Consider the following 16,879-nt stretch of genomic DNA (forward strand, 5'->3'; position numbering starts at 1 on the left):
AATTTTTATATGCTGATTTACTTCAAAACCGTTTTAAATAGCATCCCTATAAAAAATTTTTTCACAATAAGCAGACACATTTATCTCTCACATGCCCAACCATCACCATCACGATCATGTTTTTTAGCATAGGCTGGGTGCGAAGAATCTACTCCATTTGGATAATCCTTACGAAGTTCTGTGCAATTTTTATATGTTGATTTACTTCCGTTTGACGTATTCGAGCTGCCTGGTTTACTACTTGTTGTCGCATTCGGATTTTTTGAACTTAAATTTGAATCTACGACATAACCCTCAGAAGAAGAAGTGGTAACGTATGACCACCCAGCGATTGTAGAGTGAACTGCTACTTCTTCATTTTTATAAAGCTCTCCTACATTAATTCCTGAAGGACTTGCAATATTTCTCACAACAAGGTTACTCGAAACAACGTATTTAGTTGTTGGTTTCGAATTACTCATAAAATTAGTAGCTGCATACCCAATCACATTTCCATACTGTACTAATGACAATCCGTCTCTTACTGATCCAAAGTCTTTTACGACCATCTTATGTTGCAATGTGGCCACTGTTTTCCCTTTTAATGAAGGAGTTTCTTTTACAACTAAACCACTTTTAGAGCTAGCTATTTTAATAGAATATTGAGCATCTTCTAGTACAGAATTAGAGATATAACCATCTACGATTTTATCACCGCTATTTAAATATGTTATACGAGCAAATGAAACGTTTTGATTCTCGCTAATTAAAGTAACGAATGTACCTTTCTCTACAGTACCTAACACGTTTGAATTAGAATCTGGTTTTTCATATACCTTAGTAGAAGAATTTATATTTTTAACTTCTTTGAAAGTGTTTGCGTCAGCTACATCAAATTTGAATGTAAATGCTAACAATAATGTCATTAATATTACTAGTGTTTTAATTTTCATGTGTAAGTCTCCCTTAAAAAAATGTGCTAACAAAAGTCCATTTGTTGCAATAATTATAGTAGGTATTTTCAACAAAATTTTATAGACAAACCGAAAGTTTCAGTTTGTCTATAAGATAAGTTTAGATAAAATTAATGCTACCTTTTACTCCAAAGCTTTGGTAACAAAATTAAACATATAAGTGTTCATCTTAGGACCACCATTCATAGGGTTACCATTAATAACGAATGAACCTCTATGAACACCTACAATTTGATTGTCCCTGTTTATCAATGCTGAACCAGATTGTCCTGGTGCAGTATCAATTGTATAAAAGGCTACAGATGCATCCTCTCGCGTAATATAACCCCCCATACCGAATTGGGAAATTTCACCACTCGCCTGCATTAAATCTCCCGGATAACCAAAAATATCGATATTTTGATTAAGAAGAGTATTTACTTGTCTGATGCCAAGAGTACCTGCAACATCTCCCGCCTGTTTATTGTCTTTTGAGACGTCTAAAACAAGAACAGCGAAGTCTTCGGAACTCGAACCAGTAGTGGCCCAATTCGCAGCTACAGCATAATCATTGACATTATAAGAACCAAACAATCCAACACTATTATTTACGCCAGGGTAAACCTTTGCACTAGTTATACTGTCTTTTGTTTTTGAATCTATTACACAATGTCCATTTGTTAGAACCTTATTTTTGCCAATTAAAGTACCCGTACAAGAACCACTTGTCCCATCAGGCCACTCTAATTCAATATACGTAATTGCACTATACGGAAATTCTTTCGTATTCTCTACTTTTTCTCTACTATCGTCACCAATGACAATACGCGGTGTGATTAATATTGGGGCACTCGCAATAGAGTCGTCATTAATAATAACTGGTGGCGGTGTAATATCGATATAGGAATGATTTTCTATGAGGGAATCAATCTGAACGGGTGAAATTTCTCCTGTACCTTCAACACTTGGTATTTCATTGTTAAATTGTGCATTATCGTTACTGTATTCTTCGTACTTAATTACCTCACCTTTTGAGTTTATCATGTCATACGGATGGGACACTTGACTAGCATCAAAAGAAAAATTCCCTAAAGACCCTTCCGCAAAAACATGCATTGGAACTAATAAAAAGATAAACATAAAGAAAAACTTAAAAGTATTTTTTTTCATTCTATTCCTCCTTTTGGTTTACTTCTTACAGTTTACTGGAAACACAAGGGAAAATAAAGATAATTTTGAAAATTTGTAATTTAATATCTATTTCAATTATTCGAAATACATTTTATATTTTTTTGAATTTTTGATGATGAATAATATGAGCATATCTCTTATGAAAAAAGCTGAGTAAAAGTGAAATTAATGTAAAAATGAGAGGAATTGATTTTTAGTAGGATTTTGTTGTCGCCAATCTTCACCAGACCGACTAACTGAATTGTACCGATTAAAATCATTACTAATAGGAATGTATTACTATCTTTCGTTACCATCCACTATATCCACCGGCACAACCCACTGCTGGTGAATGTACTCAACAAAGAATTACCTAAGTAATAAAAAAAGACCACCTCTTATGAAATGGATATGTCTTTCTTGCTATTAAACTAACTATATTGTTTGGGATCCTTTCCCCTGTGAGAATGTAATACTTGAAGAAGTGATTGCTCTAATTGAAAACAATCGCACTTCGTTTATCGAATAAAAGAGATTATACCTTTTTGAAAATGCCATCAAAGTAATCACGCCAATAATCAACAAGCCAATTATTGTAGCTATGATACAAAGGCAGCAATTTCTCAACATCCTTAGCATGTATTAAACAATCTCTATCATCATACATTTGAAATATTATGTCCTTATCCGTACTAATAAAGTACACAGATTGTCCAATGGCAGGTTCTCTTCCTTGTTCATAATTCCCTATACCTTCAAGTATTTTCTGGTAGGGAACAGACATTAATTGTGAGTATACTAATTTCACTTTGTATTCATTTTTAACTTCTATCGTTTGACCCGTTACCTTATCATCATCTTCATGTATATCGAATAAAGTTTCCTCTTCTATATTTTGATCACTTAATAAATCATACAGATATTGTGGAGTAGTATTGCCAAACATAATATCTTCTGTAACTTCCCCATCTTTTAGATAAATATAAATAGAATCATCGGGTTTGAATACTTCTTCAAACAATGCAGTAACTCTTGTAACAACTTGATTTATTCTATCTTCAGTTCCATTTTCATATGGCTCACCTAGTTCAAACCTTAAATGCAATTCACTAGTTAGGTTCGGGAAATTGCTATCTATATACTTCAATATTTTTTCCTTCATTGGATTTACTCCCTTATATAAATTTTTGTCTTTCTATTGTCACCCAAGAATGGCAGTATTCTAAGATAGAGAAAAGTCGGTTATCTCAAAGAAGACTAGCCAAACGAATTAAGGCAAAATAAAAAAGTCCGGTAGAATACCGAACTCCCCCTTATCGGCTGATTACCCCTTATTCACTGCCATTAATCCCCTTTCCCCTCTGCTGTCCATGTGCCTTCTGCCCTGTAGTTTGAACATGTTCAGCCAATTCAGTCTGCGCTTTTTTATTTGTTTCTTTGTTTGACGTTTATTCATCCTATATCCTTCCTTTATGTTTTACTCCCATGTTGTTTTATCATGTTAAATCCCTGTTCCTGACATTTTCTACATCGCTCAAGCCATTGTAATAGTTCTAAAAAAGCCTTACGTGTTGCGATATATTTGTTTGAGTTGTGCAACAATCATGATGCTGATGACGACAAGTAAAAACCAAGAACTGATTTTACTAACATGCACAAGTTGCCAAGTCACAGCTTGATTTGGATAGTGCCATGCGCCAAAGAATGTCGCAATATTTTCGGCAATCCATATAAAAAAGCCAATCAAGAAAAATGAGAAAATAATTGGCATCCTATATGTCGTTTTGCGCACTGTAAATTTTACATATGTGCGAGCAAATACAATGAAAAGTAATATCGTTAACACCCAGCGAAAGTCATAAATAAAATGATGGGTGAAAAAATTGCCATAAATCATTAACCCTAGTGGGATGGTAAAATAACTTGTTGGCCAACAATACATCTTTAAGTTAAAACGTCGCCATGCTTGACATATATAACTAGCAACACTGGCATACATAAAACCGCTATATAATGGCACGCCAAAAACTTTAGTCATGGCTTCTTCTGGATAGGACCATGAATTAAAATTAACTTTATATATTTCTAACACAAGTCCAATAATATGAAATAATAATATAACTTTCATCTCATCTTTTGTTTCAAATTTGAATTTATACATTAAAAATTGAGCGATTAGACAAATAACTAGAATAAAGTCGTAACGTGCTAACCCAGGTATATTAATAGTTTTTGACAGCGCCAGTGTTATAAAAATCACCACTGGAAAAATGCACGATAGAGATTGATGGTAAGCAAAATAAAATAAATCTTTGATTTTTTTCATTTTCATATCTGCCTCAGCATGCTTCGTTTTGTCCCTCGACAAACCCCTGCTTCGTTTTGTAACCATGTAAACTTCCTCCGAAATGACAATGTGTCTACTAAAAATTGTATGCTAGCTAATGCACGCTTGAAGAAAATTGGTATCTGCGTATGAGCGGGTCACCATCGGACAGCTACTCCTTCCTTGTGCAAATCCTATTTCTTTTTAGCATGTACTATTTTTATAATATAGATAATAACTACAAGTCAATACTTTTTTATCGCAAAACAATAAAAAAGTATTGTTTTATATACATTAACCCCTTGGTTTTTCACACAAAAAAGCCAGGTGCTCATTACTTATAAGTCCTGGTTATCTGTTGTTGTTAAGCTTGGTTTCATCGACAAATACATCATCATTGCCTAGACTTCTGACAGCCAATACGACAAGCTCTTGCAAAACCGCATTACTCGAAAGGACGATTATGAATTTACGTCAACGGTGCGGGTATTAAAAAGAGAGGTAGTCTTCAAAAAGACCACCTCTCTGCTTACTGCGATTAGACTGTAGGAGTACCTCCCCCCTGCTACTCACAGTATCTTTTTAGGAATGTTTGTTTTTATTTCCCTATTTCATTTTGTAATTGCTGTAAAAAGCTTTCCATAAATTGATGGCGTTCTTTAGCCATTTGCTTGCCTTTATCCGTTGTCATTAAATCCTTTAACGATAAAAGCTTCTCGTAGAAATGTGTCACGGATGAGGTATTTTTACTGCGATATTCTTCCTCAGACATTGCTGTGCGCGCTTCTTCTGCCTTATCGTACAGCTTCCGCCCCTTCGCGCCACCGTAGGCAAATGTACGGGCAATCCCTATTGCACCAATTGCATCTAGTCGATCCGCATCACGCACAATTTTCGCTTCAATCGAAGTGGCCTCCAATTCATTGCCACCATTAAACGATACTTGTGCAATGCAATCTCGAATATGTTGCTTTTTTTCCTCACTCATTGGCAGTTCGGTAATGAGCTGCTCTTCCTGTTCTTTACTATCGGTATACTTTTTATCGCTAACATCATGCAAAAGCACTGCAATTTTTACAACCTCTGCATCTGCCTCAGGCTCTGTATGTAATATCGCTAACGCATTGTGATAAACGCGCTCAATATGTTGAAAATCGTGGCTCGCATCAAATTGCTCATAAATGCTACGCACCTTGTCCATTAAATTATTCATCAAGTCTACTCAATCCTTTCTCTTTGCAAATCCCACATAAATGGATACCAAAACTATCTCCACAGCCGCTATGTGACTTACTCAATAATACAAGATTTTTATTCATTTATCACACTTAAATAAAGATTCAACAAATCCTTTACTTTGCTTTGTCCTTCCAATTTTTGTCTTACTTATTTATACTTTATTATACCGAGTGATGATAGATAGATATTACATGCTAACTATTTCACTGTAGGTCATGACAAAAGCTTACCCTCTGACATCCTAGAAACCTGAGTGATGATTTGATGTTTATGAGCGAGAGTTGACGCGAGCATTGATTCAACAAAACCGCTCGGGTAAGGTCGCATTATCCTGAATTAAAAGCGTACGGCTAAAATCGTCCTGGGGCTGCCAATGCAAGTGTAGAGTTCGATATTGAAACACTGAGCCCGACTTATCGCTTGCTTATAGGGGGCCCGGGTCGCTCGAATGCCTTCGAAATTTCAAGCAGACTTGGTCTACCTGAATCCATTATTAATCGTGCGAAAAGTTTCACAGGTACTGACATAAATTAAAATTAGACAAAAACGAGGAGGAATACACATGGAAAACCTACGTGCTGCATTGCATGCTGTTAAGCTTGGACAGGTAGCAGAGCAAATTTTGCAGTTCGCAAAAAATTCAATTCGTGCTACGACAACACCAACAGCAGATGATGCCATTCAAATCGGACAATCTAAAATTGGCGGTATGCCCGATGTACCGACAGATTTTGTATGGCCCACTACCAATAATGACCAACCATTATACTTCCTATGTCAGCTCAATTTAACGGAAGTACAGCCATATGATTCAGACAATTTATTGCCACATGAGGGGTTGTTATCCTTTTTCTATGATGCTGTGGGACAACCCTGGGGCTATGATCCAAATGATGGTGATGGCTTTCACATTTTCCATTTCACACAAACACCTGACCGTTACCATCGAATGCAGCAACCCGCAGCATTGGATGACCATATTGATAGCGCGGTGTTACACTTTAGAAATGAATGGACACTCCCCTCCTGGGAGTCTCCCTATGCAGAAAATTTAGAAGACATTTTAACAGCGGAGCAACAGGATACCTACAATGACTTTTTATATGATTGGGGCGATAAGGAGACAACAGAACAAACGACACATCGTATAGATGGACATCCTGATATGATTCAAGGGGATATGTATTTACAATGTCAGCTTGTCACAAATGGTTTATATTGCGGCGATGCAACAGCCTATAATCACCCGTTACGCAAGGAGCTTGAAGCACACGGAAAAGATTGGCATCTCCTATTACAGCTTGATTCGGAAGAAGATCTCGGCTATATGTGGGGCGATAGCGGTAAACTATACTTCTGGATTCGCAAGGAAGACTGCAAAAATAAAAAATTCGATAAAGCATGGACGATTTTACAGTGCTATTGACTATTTGTACGTGACGATTTCAATGGCTTTCATTCATTCGTGATGTTTCATCAGGCATTAATATATTCACATTTACAGTGGGAGGCACTACCATGAAAACTGAGCAATTTACCAAAAATGAAACATTATGGCTCCAACTTGAGCAAGAACTATTTTCTAAACAATATAAAATCGAAACAGACGACTATCCGGCTAAATTCATCACCCCTTCGTTTTCACTAGACGACATCACGCTACATGAAGTACTCTGTCACTATCAACAGCTTGCATTGTTAGATGCATTTCGACAAGAGCTTAACTTTGAGACACAGCGCTACTGTCTTTCTCGTTTCACTAACAAGCACCAATCATTAGCCTACTTACCCTTGCTGAGCTACTATGCAATAAATTTAAGTAAGTATGGTGCAAGTTTTGAATATTTAACAGTGCAAGAATTATTAGCAACCATTAAAAAATTAGATATAGAAACTTACAACTCATTGCTTACAATAGGCTCTGGCACGTTGCCAGCACATAAACAACAACTGGAATCCGACCTAATTTTTTGCCAAGCAAATGATATACTGGCAAAGATTACGATTCAAATTAAAGAGGAAAGCGAAGAGGCTTATCGCCAAGCATTAGCCTACTTAAATGCTTTATTAGAAGAAGATTTTCCTAAAAGCTATAGCATTCATTATGAAGGCAAGAGTAACTTAGTGCTACCAATCGAGCATTTACCTGTTACATCATCACATCACTTCTTCGCGACAGCTGTCAGCTACCCTAATCTACATGCTGCACTAGTCGAGTATAGCTATAAAGCAATGGCACAATATCATTTTTATCAAGATGTCGATGACGAACAGGCTGCGATGCCAAGTACATTCGCCGTTTTTGGTCTTGGTCTATACGATAAAAGCTACGGCAAGCTTGTCATCGACTATATGTATGAATGCGATGGTGACCATTCACCAATGCCTGAATACTTTGCGAAAGCCTATGTTGAAACATTTGGGCTAACACCGGAAACATTGCCCGTCTTTGTATGTACGGTACTATCTGTACAAGAAGTTCCGTATGATGCTTTCTTTGAACAAGCTATGAGCACCGATGACAACTTGCAATGGTTTGAAAAATTTATGACGACACCACTACTAGAGCTTTGTCCATATATTCCTCTGGAACAACACGAAGAAATGGAGCAATATAAGGATATGGCTGTAGCGCAGCTTTTATATACATGCTTTGGCATCATCCATTTAAATGACTTTACTAGTTCAGCATTTATGCGCATTCCAGAACCATATCGTACACGCTTTGAGCCAATTATTAACGAACTTATATAAGGAGTATTTGCATGCAAATTGCCTATCAAGAAATGTTAACGATACCTTGGCATCGTTTAACAACCGCCTATGGAAGAGGTACAAAAATTCCAGCATTAATCGAAATGGAGCAATATGATAAGCTTGCACAATTAATTGAACATCAAGGCACGCTATGGCAAGTTACACCATGGGCTATTCAACAGCTTTTACAGACATTGCCGAATCGACCTGTAACAAGTGTAAAGAAGGAAGAAATACAGGTATATCTTGTGGTTGCTTGCGCTTTTACTTGGGATGAATTGACATCTAGCCCCGTGCAACATATGGATGAACTGCTGCAGGAAAAAAGGCTTTGGCCAGAAGTTGAAGAGGAAGATGAGGAGGAATGGGAAGAAGAGGAACCACGCGGCTACGAAGAATGTGCTTTTATGAGCTACTATGTTTACAGTGAATATCAAATGCGTGAGGCGATTCCCTTATTCCAAAATATCGCCACTATGCGAAAAGATTTAGCTCCGACTTTGACTGAGCTACTTGAGCTATTGGAAAACCGCCAAAAGCTATGGGAAGCAATGTGATTAGAAGGCCGGGTGCTATGTGCGCAATGAGCCAAAGAAAAAGATTACTATGATTGTAGAGCAGTCTGATAACTTTCTATATCGTAGGATAACATAAAAAAAGAGCGACCTTTACGATACGCACGACGAATAGCCAGCTATCTGAAATTTTTGTCAGATAGCTGGCTTTTTTGCTCACAATTACTATAGGATATTGACATCTAGTTGACTGTCAAATGTAAAATGCTATCCACCCTTTAAAAATCCTTCCGTAGTCGTTACATAGCCAAGTACAATATAATCTTCCTTTTCTTTTTGGAATTTTTTAACAACCCCTCTAGCGCAAAATGACAGTCGAGTTTTTGAGCAGACAGTAATTGACCTTGCTTTTTATAATCATACGGTCGAATTTTTAACCACTCGTTATGTGAAAAACTATATGATTCATTCTCTAAATGCTGCCAATCGCCATGCTATGTTATGTGTTCATAAAACTATGGCGGAAAGGGTTCCGGTTCCGTTAGAAGCTTCATCTGGAACGCAGGTGGCAAAGGCAATGAAGCGATTCCCTCTGTCAATTTACGCCATTTTGTTTTATGCATAGGAGAAATTAACTGACATTCATTCACAATATTCAGCATTATTTTTTCCATTGCACCTCAAGCGCTTCAAGTCATAATATACAGCCTGATTTGTGGGTCCGTAATATTTTCATCATCTGCAAATAATAATACTTTCGAACTAATTTCCGCCGTTTTTGGATCTTCATCCACAAACGGCAAGAATACTCGACCTCGATGCTGCGATGGCACCGCGAGCACTGGAATCATCGTACCTCCCAGTTGATGCACGTTCCCACTACCAAGATGAATACTATATTGTCCGAACTTACCAACTACAAATATATGCGGAGCCTTGACACGCACATTTTTCAAGCCAAATAAGATAACGAGTTCCTGGATAATGACTGCGCGCATTTCCACTGTAGAATGGGAAGCCTCTGGATCCACTTCTCCAGCATGAGCAACGCTCACAACTAGGTCTAAGTCGCGCATAACCTCACTAAAATGCACAGTCGGCACATCGGCAAGTTTAAGCTGTTTACTTGTCAGTCTTCCAACAAATGTTACCTCACCTCTTGTAGTGTCGAGGCTTCCACTTCCGCAGTTGTAAAATAATCATAAACAAAGTCCTGTTATTATTTTTCACTTGCTGTATTCCCCATTGCAATCGAAATTCTATTCCAACTGTTGATTTGATTGATAATTAGAACAAGATCAACATATTGTTGCTCGTCATAGTATGCACGTACTCGCTTATAGAGGTCATCTGGCACTCTTTTTGTAGGAATGAAAGTAATATGCTCAGCTAGTTCTAGCGCCACTTTCTCTTCAAGAGTATAAAAAGTACATTCATGCCAAGCATTTAAACAATAAATACGCTGTTCAGTTTCCCCCATCTTACGAGCATCAGATGTGTGCATGTCTATGCAGAACGCACACCCATTCATTTGAGAGACTCTAATTTTAATAAGTTCCCTAGTTGCTCGATTAATCGTAGATTTCTTCGTGTATGCTTCCATATCCATCATGATTTTCATAGCGTCAGGTGCAACATCGTAGTAGGCAACTCTTTGACTCATTAGGCAAGACTCCTTTTGTTTTAAGATAAAACAATTATAACCAAACGAGAACATTTGTGCTAGTTTTTAGCTTCATAACATTTGAATGAAAGGAAATATACAGGAGTGATGGATAAATGCAGGGCAACACGTTAATGTGCTGTCTAAGAAAAGTGGCTCATCTCTGCCAATCAATATAAAACATCCTCAATATTGTGTCCCAATACCTGCAGGGGCAAAACTGTTGACTCTGAGTATTCCTTACATTCTACATTACTTCCAATTTTCCCTTCCTCCGCTATACCGCCCCCAATCTACTCTCCATTCCTAATTCCCATTAATATCAGCTTGTCGTTCTAATATTCAGTACCAGTACCCTTAACTAATCGTAGCTACAAAGAATTTATAAAACTACAGGAGCTTTCTATGAGCATAAAAAAGGACTTGTGTGGAATTTTTACACAAGCCTTATGGTTATTGTTTCAGAAAAGAGGCTAATTACTCCTCATATACCTGTTACACTATCAATAACTGTAGATTTGCCATTAATACGAATATCAATCGTATCAAGGTTAGGTTCTAACGTTAATTTATAGACATGCTGTTTTACTGCATTATCGTGTTGATTGGTAACATCTAACTTGATTATTAATGTGTCACCTTGCGTTTCAAGGTCTGTTGTAACTATTCCTTTTGACCGAAAAACGATATAAGAAATATTCTTCCCTTCATTGATTATTTGAAGTGTATTGTTGTCATCAATTACCCCTTGTACTTTATTTGGAACAATCTCAATTTCACTAATACTTAACGCTGATGAATTACATGCAGTTAAAAAAATACTAACAAAAACACTAAAAGTGATTTCTTCAATCCATTTCACTCCTTAACTTCTTTCTTCATTAACTGGATATCCATTCTATGCGATTAAAGCATAGCGGCGTTTGTGTACAGCTAAATGGATCCTCCGGCCATTTTTAAACGAAGAGTTGAACCAATACGAAGATCAGCTTCATGTCATTCAGTATACGTAAATAACTAAAATGTCTGTCCTGTAATAAGCGCGTGATGACTAACGTAAAATTAAAAATTGAGTATAACGGGATTTAATGTAATTGAGTATAGAAAAACCCCGAATAGGTTCACTTTTTTAAAGTATCCACTATGCGGGGTTCAGTTCAATTGACACCAATGTAGTTCTTTTTTTATTGTTTTTCGTAATATTGCAAAATCCCTTTATAGATGGATTCAGCAAATTGCTCAACATATTGATCATCTGTCATTTTAGCACGGTCTTCACTATTTGTTAGGAAGCCTAGCTCAACTAAGATGGCTGGAATATTCGTATTAGCGCTCACAATGTGTTTTTCTTCTTGGACCTTACGATTTTTCATATTTAAGTTATTTACTATTTGATTGTTTACAAATGTCGCAAGATCAATGTCTTCTTCATACATATCACCTGGTGTTTTTGCGTAATATGTTTCGGTACCTTGTGCAGCAGTATTCGCTGCTGAGTTAACATGGATACTTACGAAGATTTCACCGTAATTAGCATGTGTAAAGTCAACACGATCTTGTGGTGTAGGAAATGTATCCCCTGTTCGAGGCATCAATACCTTTGCACCTGCAGCCTCCAATTTATTCTTAACAAGAGTACCAACTTTTAATGTAATGTTTTTTTCGGAAAAAGATTCGAAAGAGGTTCCTGGATCCTTGCCACCATGACCTGGATCAATAATAATAATTCGATCTTTTAACGGATTACCACTTTGATTTAATAGCTTTAAGTAAGACTTATGCACGTAGCCCGTTTGATCTTCAAAAGTAACTTGTGCCCAGTAATCATAAATACTGTTCACTTGAACATATTCACCCTTACTAAGCTTACCTAAAACCGTAGACGTAGAGTTAGCCTCTTTACGGATATTTAAATTGTCAACTGTCACTCGACCAAGTAAGTCACCTGTAACTGGTGGCGTGATTGGATCTGGGTCTGGCTTTTGGGCTGGATCTGGAGCAGCAGGCTGTTCTACTGCAACATCCTCTGTACTATTCGCTACGATATAGCCTGGTACATCGTCCACTTCTGTTAAATAGTAGCCATTAACCGTCTTATAAACGGGTAATTTCACTTTACTATTCACAGTCGAAATAATCTTTGAAGAGGAGCTTGCTTTAACGTAAACATTAATAGTTTGTGTTGTTGTTACTTGCTTTTGAACATTCCCTAAAGTATTACCATCTGCATCTAAAAACTGAGCATACGTTTTGTAAATATAAGTATAGGCATCTTTTGACGAGACTTTTAACCAGTCTCCTTCGACTGCATAGACTGATAGTCTATCACCTTTATTCACTGTACCCACAATGTTAGCTTTAGATGAAGAATCTTTAGTATTACGAATATTTAATCCGTCAGTCGTTACTTGAACTGACCCAATAATCTGTGATGCATCAGGTACATCCACATCTTTTACAGGTAACTCTAAACGATACTTTTCACTTTTTGCACGCGCTACAAATAACGCGAACTGCGCACGTGTCACTTGGCCATTTGGTTTATAAGTTTGACCGCTTCCCCTTGTAATACCGTTGTAGTAAATCGTATTGACATATTGCATATAAGGATGTGTCACATCTACATCAACAAAAGGTGAATCTACTTTTTCATATGCACTTGAATCAAGCTTAAATGCTTTTGTTAATACATAACTCATTTCATCACGAGTTAAAGGCATATTCGGCAAGAACTTCCCCTTAGTATTTGTCGCAAAGTAACCAAGCTGTATGGCACGTTCTACATAGCCCGAAAGCTCAGTACCGACTGTTACATCTGAAAAGCTTGATTTTTTGACGACTAGTGGTTTGTTCTCTGAAGCAACAACGACCATCTTGGCAACTTGCCCACGCGTTACGTTATTATTAGGCTTGTAATATATTTTCCCTTTTTCTGTATATCCTTTAATAACACCTAAATTAACTAAATAATTGATTTGTTCATAAGCTTCATGGTTGGAAGCAATATCTTCAAAACCACCACTTGCACTTGCATTATGTATGGTAAATATAGAAGCTGATATGAGTAAGATGCATAACATAAGACTAATTTTCTTGAGGTACAATGTCCTATTTCCTCCCTTCCTATTCTTGTGTCTATTATAGCAAAGTTTCACACATGAAACTATCATAAGAATGTAATCATTTCCTTTTCCGGTTAAAATCAAGCGATACTTCCAATATAAACCTCACACTTTTTAATAACTTTCTTACGTACTAACCTACCGTTAGTTGACTAGTAACAATCTTTTAGAAAATCAAACCCACAAAAAAGTTGTGCGCAAATTCCGAACACCAGAAAGCACTTATCAGAATAGAGGCTTTGGGGTTACGCACTTTCAACGCATAAAACAACGACCAACAAACGAAGTTTAATTCGTTCATTGATCGTTTTGTTCCAACACGTTTAAGCATTGATAAATTGTTCCGGTTCCAACTTTGTAAGTCTTTCGATTGAAACGCCTTAATAGTCTTTAATGATAGCGTTGCGTCCGCATTGGAAGTTCTAACGATGTCAATCTACCCTACATGTGATGTGGAATACCCATTTCATTAGCCTGATTAATAATTTTCTAATTTAAATTTATGTTTACAGTTTCTGTACTTTGATTTACATATTGAACTGATACATAAGGTGCTTGGTAGCTAGTGAACGCATTCGTATGTTCTCCAGACCAAACTGCATTTGAAGTAGAACTTGTTCCTATTGTAGCGTCTGACCAATACACATTTTTCAGATAAGATTTAGAAGCAAAATTATCGCCACCAACTTGAGCAATTGACGTTACACGTTTTAATGAATTGCCTGTTCCACTTTTTTTCCATCCATTTGCAGTAGCATTTACCACAACTGTACGCTTGACCCCATCTGTAGCAATCCCACTTACACTAAGCTCCACAGTATTATCAGAGGTTACATAAAACTTCATAAAAACAGTTTGTCCACTTTTAAAACGAGTTGTTGACGTACCACTGGAAGGGCGAGTCCCATTCACAGAAATAAAAGGTGCCCAATTATCTAGTGTTGGACTATGTTGTAATCCCGCATCTACTTCTACCGAACCACTATGTCCACCTAAATAAATATAACCTGTATCCGTTGAATTACCATAACTTACGTCATTCCCACCAGGTATGTAAACATTTGTAGACATCCACGAATAACCTGAATTTGATAATACCTTTCTGTATGGTCCCGTACCAGTTGATGCAGCATCAGCTTGCGTTGGGATTAATAACACAAGTAAAGAAAAAATAGAAAAGATAGATAAAATACTAATTAATTTTTTCAATATACTACCCCCTAAATTTTATTTCACCTTACATTTTATACTAAAATAACAAATTTGTAAATATTTAATACAAATGTAATATTGTACTAATTCTAAATCTTAAACAAACTGTGAAGGAGCTATTCACTGAAGAGGGCTTTCTTGAGCTTTCGAAGGATATAACGTGCCCGTTTATACATTGTGGAAGCTTTAAATTGGTTTGATAAATAGAGAGAATTCGCCCTTACAAGTACAAAAATAGTTTATAAGTGTCATTTACACTTATAAACTATTTTAAAAATTATATTCTATTTTATATACTTAGAACGAACAATGGTCCTTTTATATGGCTCACCTTGTATCGTTTCACCAGCAATATTTAAAGTTATATTATAGACACCAGACTTTTTATTCGCTGGAAAATTTACCATAAAGTTTTGTTCATTAACCTTTTGTATTTGTAGAGAGGAAGCAATATCTTTACCTGTTGGATCTAATACACGTAAATCGAAAGTAAGTTTTTGTAACTGGTGGTTAGCTTGCATTGTGATGATATTATTCGTTTCTAATGCTACTGTTGGAATACTCACCTTAATCAAAGATGGACCCCCGTGTTGAACTGCCAGTAAATACGCATTATCTCCTGCCTGCGTGCTAATATTTAGCTTCCATTCCCCCTTCTCAGAAATAACGTCAGTAAACGTATGGGGTACTCCGCCATTAAAGAAGGAGGCTTCTTCCATTGATTTGATTGTCTGGTTGGTATATTTTTTTCCTAAAGGAGATAACAACTCTATCTTATCACTAGTTAATCCTGTCCATAATTTAACATTACCGAATGTAGCATCCACATAAAAAGAATGTGTCACATCATTTGACGGTTGTAACTTTCCTCCATAAAAATAATGAGAAGCATCCAACTCTTGAAACGTATCAGATTGAGAAAAGTATTCATTGTTTTCAACGATATGAGCAGTAGAAGCAGACTGTAAATACTGTTCCAATCTAGAAAATACTGCAGATCCCATGCGAATACGGTCATGGTCAAGTGAGGTATCGGTAAATAAATGCGTTCCGTAAGATAATTTAGTGCTTGTCTCTTTGACTAATCCATCGTTTGGATCGGAAAGATATAGCCCCCCCATCCAGAGTGCAGATAGAAATGGTCCTGTATTAGTACCAGCAATTGTATAATAGTGGTTCTTGCTTACGTTGGGGTGATTGTCTATTAATGAGCGAAAGTGTTCCATTTCCCCAACTTGAAGTGAATAAGTGCCATCATCTTTTTCACCGAGTAATGTAGCTAGCCAACCTGCCCACCAGCTATAGGCAAGATCAGCTAACTCTGATCCATAATGAGGGGAACCTAAAGTAAAGACCCTACCAACGTACGAATGAGCATCATTAAGAACTAATGCTGCTTGGGTATCGGGCCCACCCTTGCTATGGGCAATGATATTTAATTTTTTTCCGTTAAAATGTTGACTGATTTCTTTTAACATAGAGGCTAATAATTTTCCATTATCGTATTGACTATAAGAACCTTTACCTGCCGCATCGTATAATTGAAGAAATACAGTTTGATACCCTGCTTCATAAGCTTTTGTATACATGTCATTAAGACCGTGATATTCTGTTTGACTATACCAACTTGTAGCGTTACCGTTTTTCCCTTGAACGAAAACAATAGGTGGTTTATTCGGATCAACATTAGATGGAGTTTCTCCTAGAAACCACTCTCCAGGGGTATAGCTTTCACCTGGTGGCTTCAATCCATAAGGTTCAATCAGATTTGAGGCAAAAACATCTGAAGTAGAAAAAAGTATAATTGTGACCATTATTAATAACGAACCCAATTTTTTCACATTGTTTTCCTCCTAATCATTATTGATGAAGTTCGTAAAGCTGTAGAAAAGCAATTCAGCATAATCCCATAAAAACTCTCGATTACAACATTACCGTAACCT

At 36.7% G+C, this 16,879-nt stretch carries 15 protein-coding genes and 1 pseudogene; 4 read left to right on the plus strand and 12 right to left on the minus strand.

Translation table 11 applies throughout. The features are described 5' to 3' along the window. Window positions 1-80: 80 nt before the first annotated feature. The 5 genes from C9J35_RS24765 to C9J35_RS18165 form a co-directional block, all read right to left on the minus strand. Complete coding sequence (locus C9J35_RS24765; RefSeq protein ID WP_054769950.1) at window positions 81-932, minus strand: SH3 domain-containing protein; 852 nt, start codon at window positions 930-932, stop codon at window positions 81-83. Between the two features lie 144 nt (window positions 933-1,076). After that, complete coding sequence (locus tag C9J35_RS18150; RefSeq protein WP_107925741.1) at window positions 1,077-2,102, minus strand: trypsin-like serine peptidase; 1,026 nt, start codon at window positions 2,100-2,102, stop codon at window positions 1,077-1,079. Window positions 2,103-2,637: 535 nt separating this feature from the next. Continuing rightward, on the minus strand, window positions 2,638-3,264 hold the full coding sequence (locus tag C9J35_RS18155; RefSeq protein ID WP_107925743.1) for a DUF3885 domain-containing protein: 627 nt from the start codon (window positions 3,262-3,264) through the stop codon (window positions 2,638-2,640). Between the two features lie 402 nt (window positions 3,265-3,666). Further along, window positions 3,667-4,428 carry a DUF817 domain-containing protein gene (locus tag C9J35_RS18160; protein WP_107925770.1) on the minus strand — a complete coding sequence of 254 codons (762 nt, stop codon included), beginning with the start codon at window positions 4,426-4,428 and terminating at the stop codon, window positions 3,667-3,669. Window positions 4,429-5,026: 598 nt separating this feature from the next. Then, window positions 5,027-5,641: an HD domain-containing protein gene (locus C9J35_RS18165; protein WP_107925745.1), complete on the minus strand. Its 615-nt coding sequence runs from the start codon at window positions 5,639-5,641 to the stop codon at window positions 5,027-5,029. A 347-nt stretch (window positions 5,642-5,988) separates the two neighbouring features. Between C9J35_RS18165 and C9J35_RS24330 the strand changes: the two are divergent. The 4 genes and pseudogenes from C9J35_RS24330 to C9J35_RS18185 all read left to right on the plus strand — a co-directional run. After that, a pseudogene (locus tag C9J35_RS24330) lies at window positions 5,989-6,192 on the plus strand (hypothetical protein); the annotation flags it as partial. Between the two features lie 37 nt (window positions 6,193-6,229). Further along, window positions 6,230-7,093, plus strand: coding sequence for a YwqG family protein (locus C9J35_RS18175; RefSeq protein WP_107925747.1), 864 nt, complete (start codon window positions 6,230-6,232; stop codon window positions 7,091-7,093). A gap of 92 nt (window positions 7,094-7,185) precedes the next feature. Then, entirely contained in the window at window positions 7,186-8,421 is a 1,236-nt protein-coding gene (locus C9J35_RS18180; RefSeq protein ID WP_107925749.1) for a DUF6138 family protein, read from the plus strand. Between the two features lie 11 nt (window positions 8,422-8,432). Next, window positions 8,433-8,981: a hypothetical protein gene (locus C9J35_RS18185; RefSeq protein WP_054769942.1), complete on the plus strand. Its 549-nt coding sequence runs from the start codon at window positions 8,433-8,435 to the stop codon at window positions 8,979-8,981. Between the two features lie 473 nt (window positions 8,982-9,454). Here C9J35_RS18185 and C9J35_RS24925 read toward each other — a convergent pair whose 3' ends face one another. The 7 genes from C9J35_RS24925 to C9J35_RS18215 all read right to left on the minus strand — a co-directional run bounded on the left by C9J35_RS24925 (window position 9,455) and on the right by C9J35_RS18215 (window position 16,750). Then, window positions 9,455-9,613 (minus strand): DUF6678 family protein, encoded by a 159-nt coding sequence (locus C9J35_RS24925; protein ID WP_369122300.1) that lies wholly within the window; start codon window positions 9,611-9,613, stop codon window positions 9,455-9,457. A gap of 15 nt (window positions 9,614-9,628) precedes the next feature. Further along, window positions 9,629-10,015 (minus strand): DUF7737 domain-containing protein, encoded by a 387-nt coding sequence (locus C9J35_RS18190; protein ID WP_153062971.1) that lies wholly within the window; start codon window positions 10,013-10,015, stop codon window positions 9,629-9,631. 143 nt (window positions 10,016-10,158) lie between these two features. Continuing rightward, on the minus strand, window positions 10,159-10,602 hold the full coding sequence (locus C9J35_RS18195) for a carboxymuconolactone decarboxylase family protein (protein ID WP_054768703.1): 444 nt from the start codon (window positions 10,600-10,602) through the stop codon (window positions 10,159-10,161). A gap of 484 nt (window positions 10,603-11,086) precedes the next feature. Continuing rightward, window positions 11,087-11,464: a hypothetical protein gene (locus C9J35_RS18200; protein ID WP_054768702.1), complete on the minus strand. Its 378-nt coding sequence runs from the start codon at window positions 11,462-11,464 to the stop codon at window positions 11,087-11,089. A gap of 322 nt (window positions 11,465-11,786) precedes the next feature. Next, window positions 11,787-13,706, minus strand: coding sequence for an N-acetylmuramoyl-L-alanine amidase (locus C9J35_RS18205; RefSeq protein WP_107925752.1), 1,920 nt, complete (start codon window positions 13,704-13,706; stop codon window positions 11,787-11,789). A 507-nt stretch (window positions 13,707-14,213) separates the two neighbouring features. Next, entirely contained in the window at window positions 14,214-14,933 is a 720-nt protein-coding gene (locus tag C9J35_RS18210) for a YrpD family protein (protein WP_107925754.1), read from the minus strand. Between the two features lie 287 nt (window positions 14,934-15,220). Continuing rightward, complete coding sequence (locus tag C9J35_RS18215; RefSeq protein ID WP_107925772.1) at window positions 15,221-16,750, minus strand: esterase/lipase family protein; 1,530 nt, start codon at window positions 16,748-16,750, stop codon at window positions 15,221-15,223. Window positions 16,751-16,879 lie beyond the last annotated feature (129 nt).

This window comes from Lysinibacillus parviboronicapiens (genome assembly GCF_003049575.1).
In the GTDB taxonomy this organism is placed as follows: Bacteria; Bacillota; Bacilli; order Bacillales_A; family Planococcaceae; genus Lysinibacillus; species Lysinibacillus parviboronicapiens.

Coding starts and splice junctions, on each gene's coding strand:
- C9J35_RS24765 (WP_054769950.1), bottom strand. CDS start 932: ATGAAAATTAAAACACTAGTAATATTAATGACATTATTGTTAGCATTT.
- C9J35_RS18150 (WP_107925741.1), bottom strand. CDS start 2,102: ATGAAAAAAAATACTTTTAAGTTTTTCTTTATGTTTATCTTTTTATTA.
- C9J35_RS18155 (WP_107925743.1), bottom strand. CDS start 3,264: ATGAAGGAAAAAATATTGAAGTATATAGATAGCAATTTCCCGAACCTA.
- C9J35_RS18160 (WP_107925770.1), bottom strand. CDS start 4,428: ATGAAAAAAATCAAAGATTTATTTTATTTTGCTTACCATCAATCTCTA.
- C9J35_RS18165 (WP_107925745.1), bottom strand. CDS start 5,641: ATGAATAATTTAATGGACAAGGTGCGTAGCATTTATGAGCAATTTGAT.
- C9J35_RS18175 (WP_107925747.1), top strand. CDS start 6,230: ATGGAAAACCTACGTGCTGCATTGCATGCTGTTAAGCTTGGACAGGTA.
- C9J35_RS18180 (WP_107925749.1), top strand. CDS start 7,186: ATGAAAACTGAGCAATTTACCAAAAATGAAACATTATGGCTCCAACTT.
- C9J35_RS18185 (WP_054769942.1), top strand. CDS start 8,433: ATGCAAATTGCCTATCAAGAAATGTTAACGATACCTTGGCATCGTTTA.
- C9J35_RS24925 (WP_369122300.1), bottom strand. CDS start 9,613: ATGGAAAAAATAATGCTGAATATTGTGAATGAATGTCAGTTAATTTCT.
- C9J35_RS18190 (WP_153062971.1), bottom strand. CDS start 10,015: ATGCGCGACTTAGACCTAGTTGTGAGCGTTGCTCATGCTGGAGAAGTG.
- C9J35_RS18195 (WP_054768703.1), bottom strand. CDS start 10,602: ATGAGTCAAAGAGTTGCCTACTACGATGTTGCACCTGACGCTATGAAA.
- C9J35_RS18215 (WP_107925772.1), bottom strand. CDS start 16,750: ATGGTCACAATTATACTTTTTTCTACTTCAGATGTTTTTGCCTCAAAT.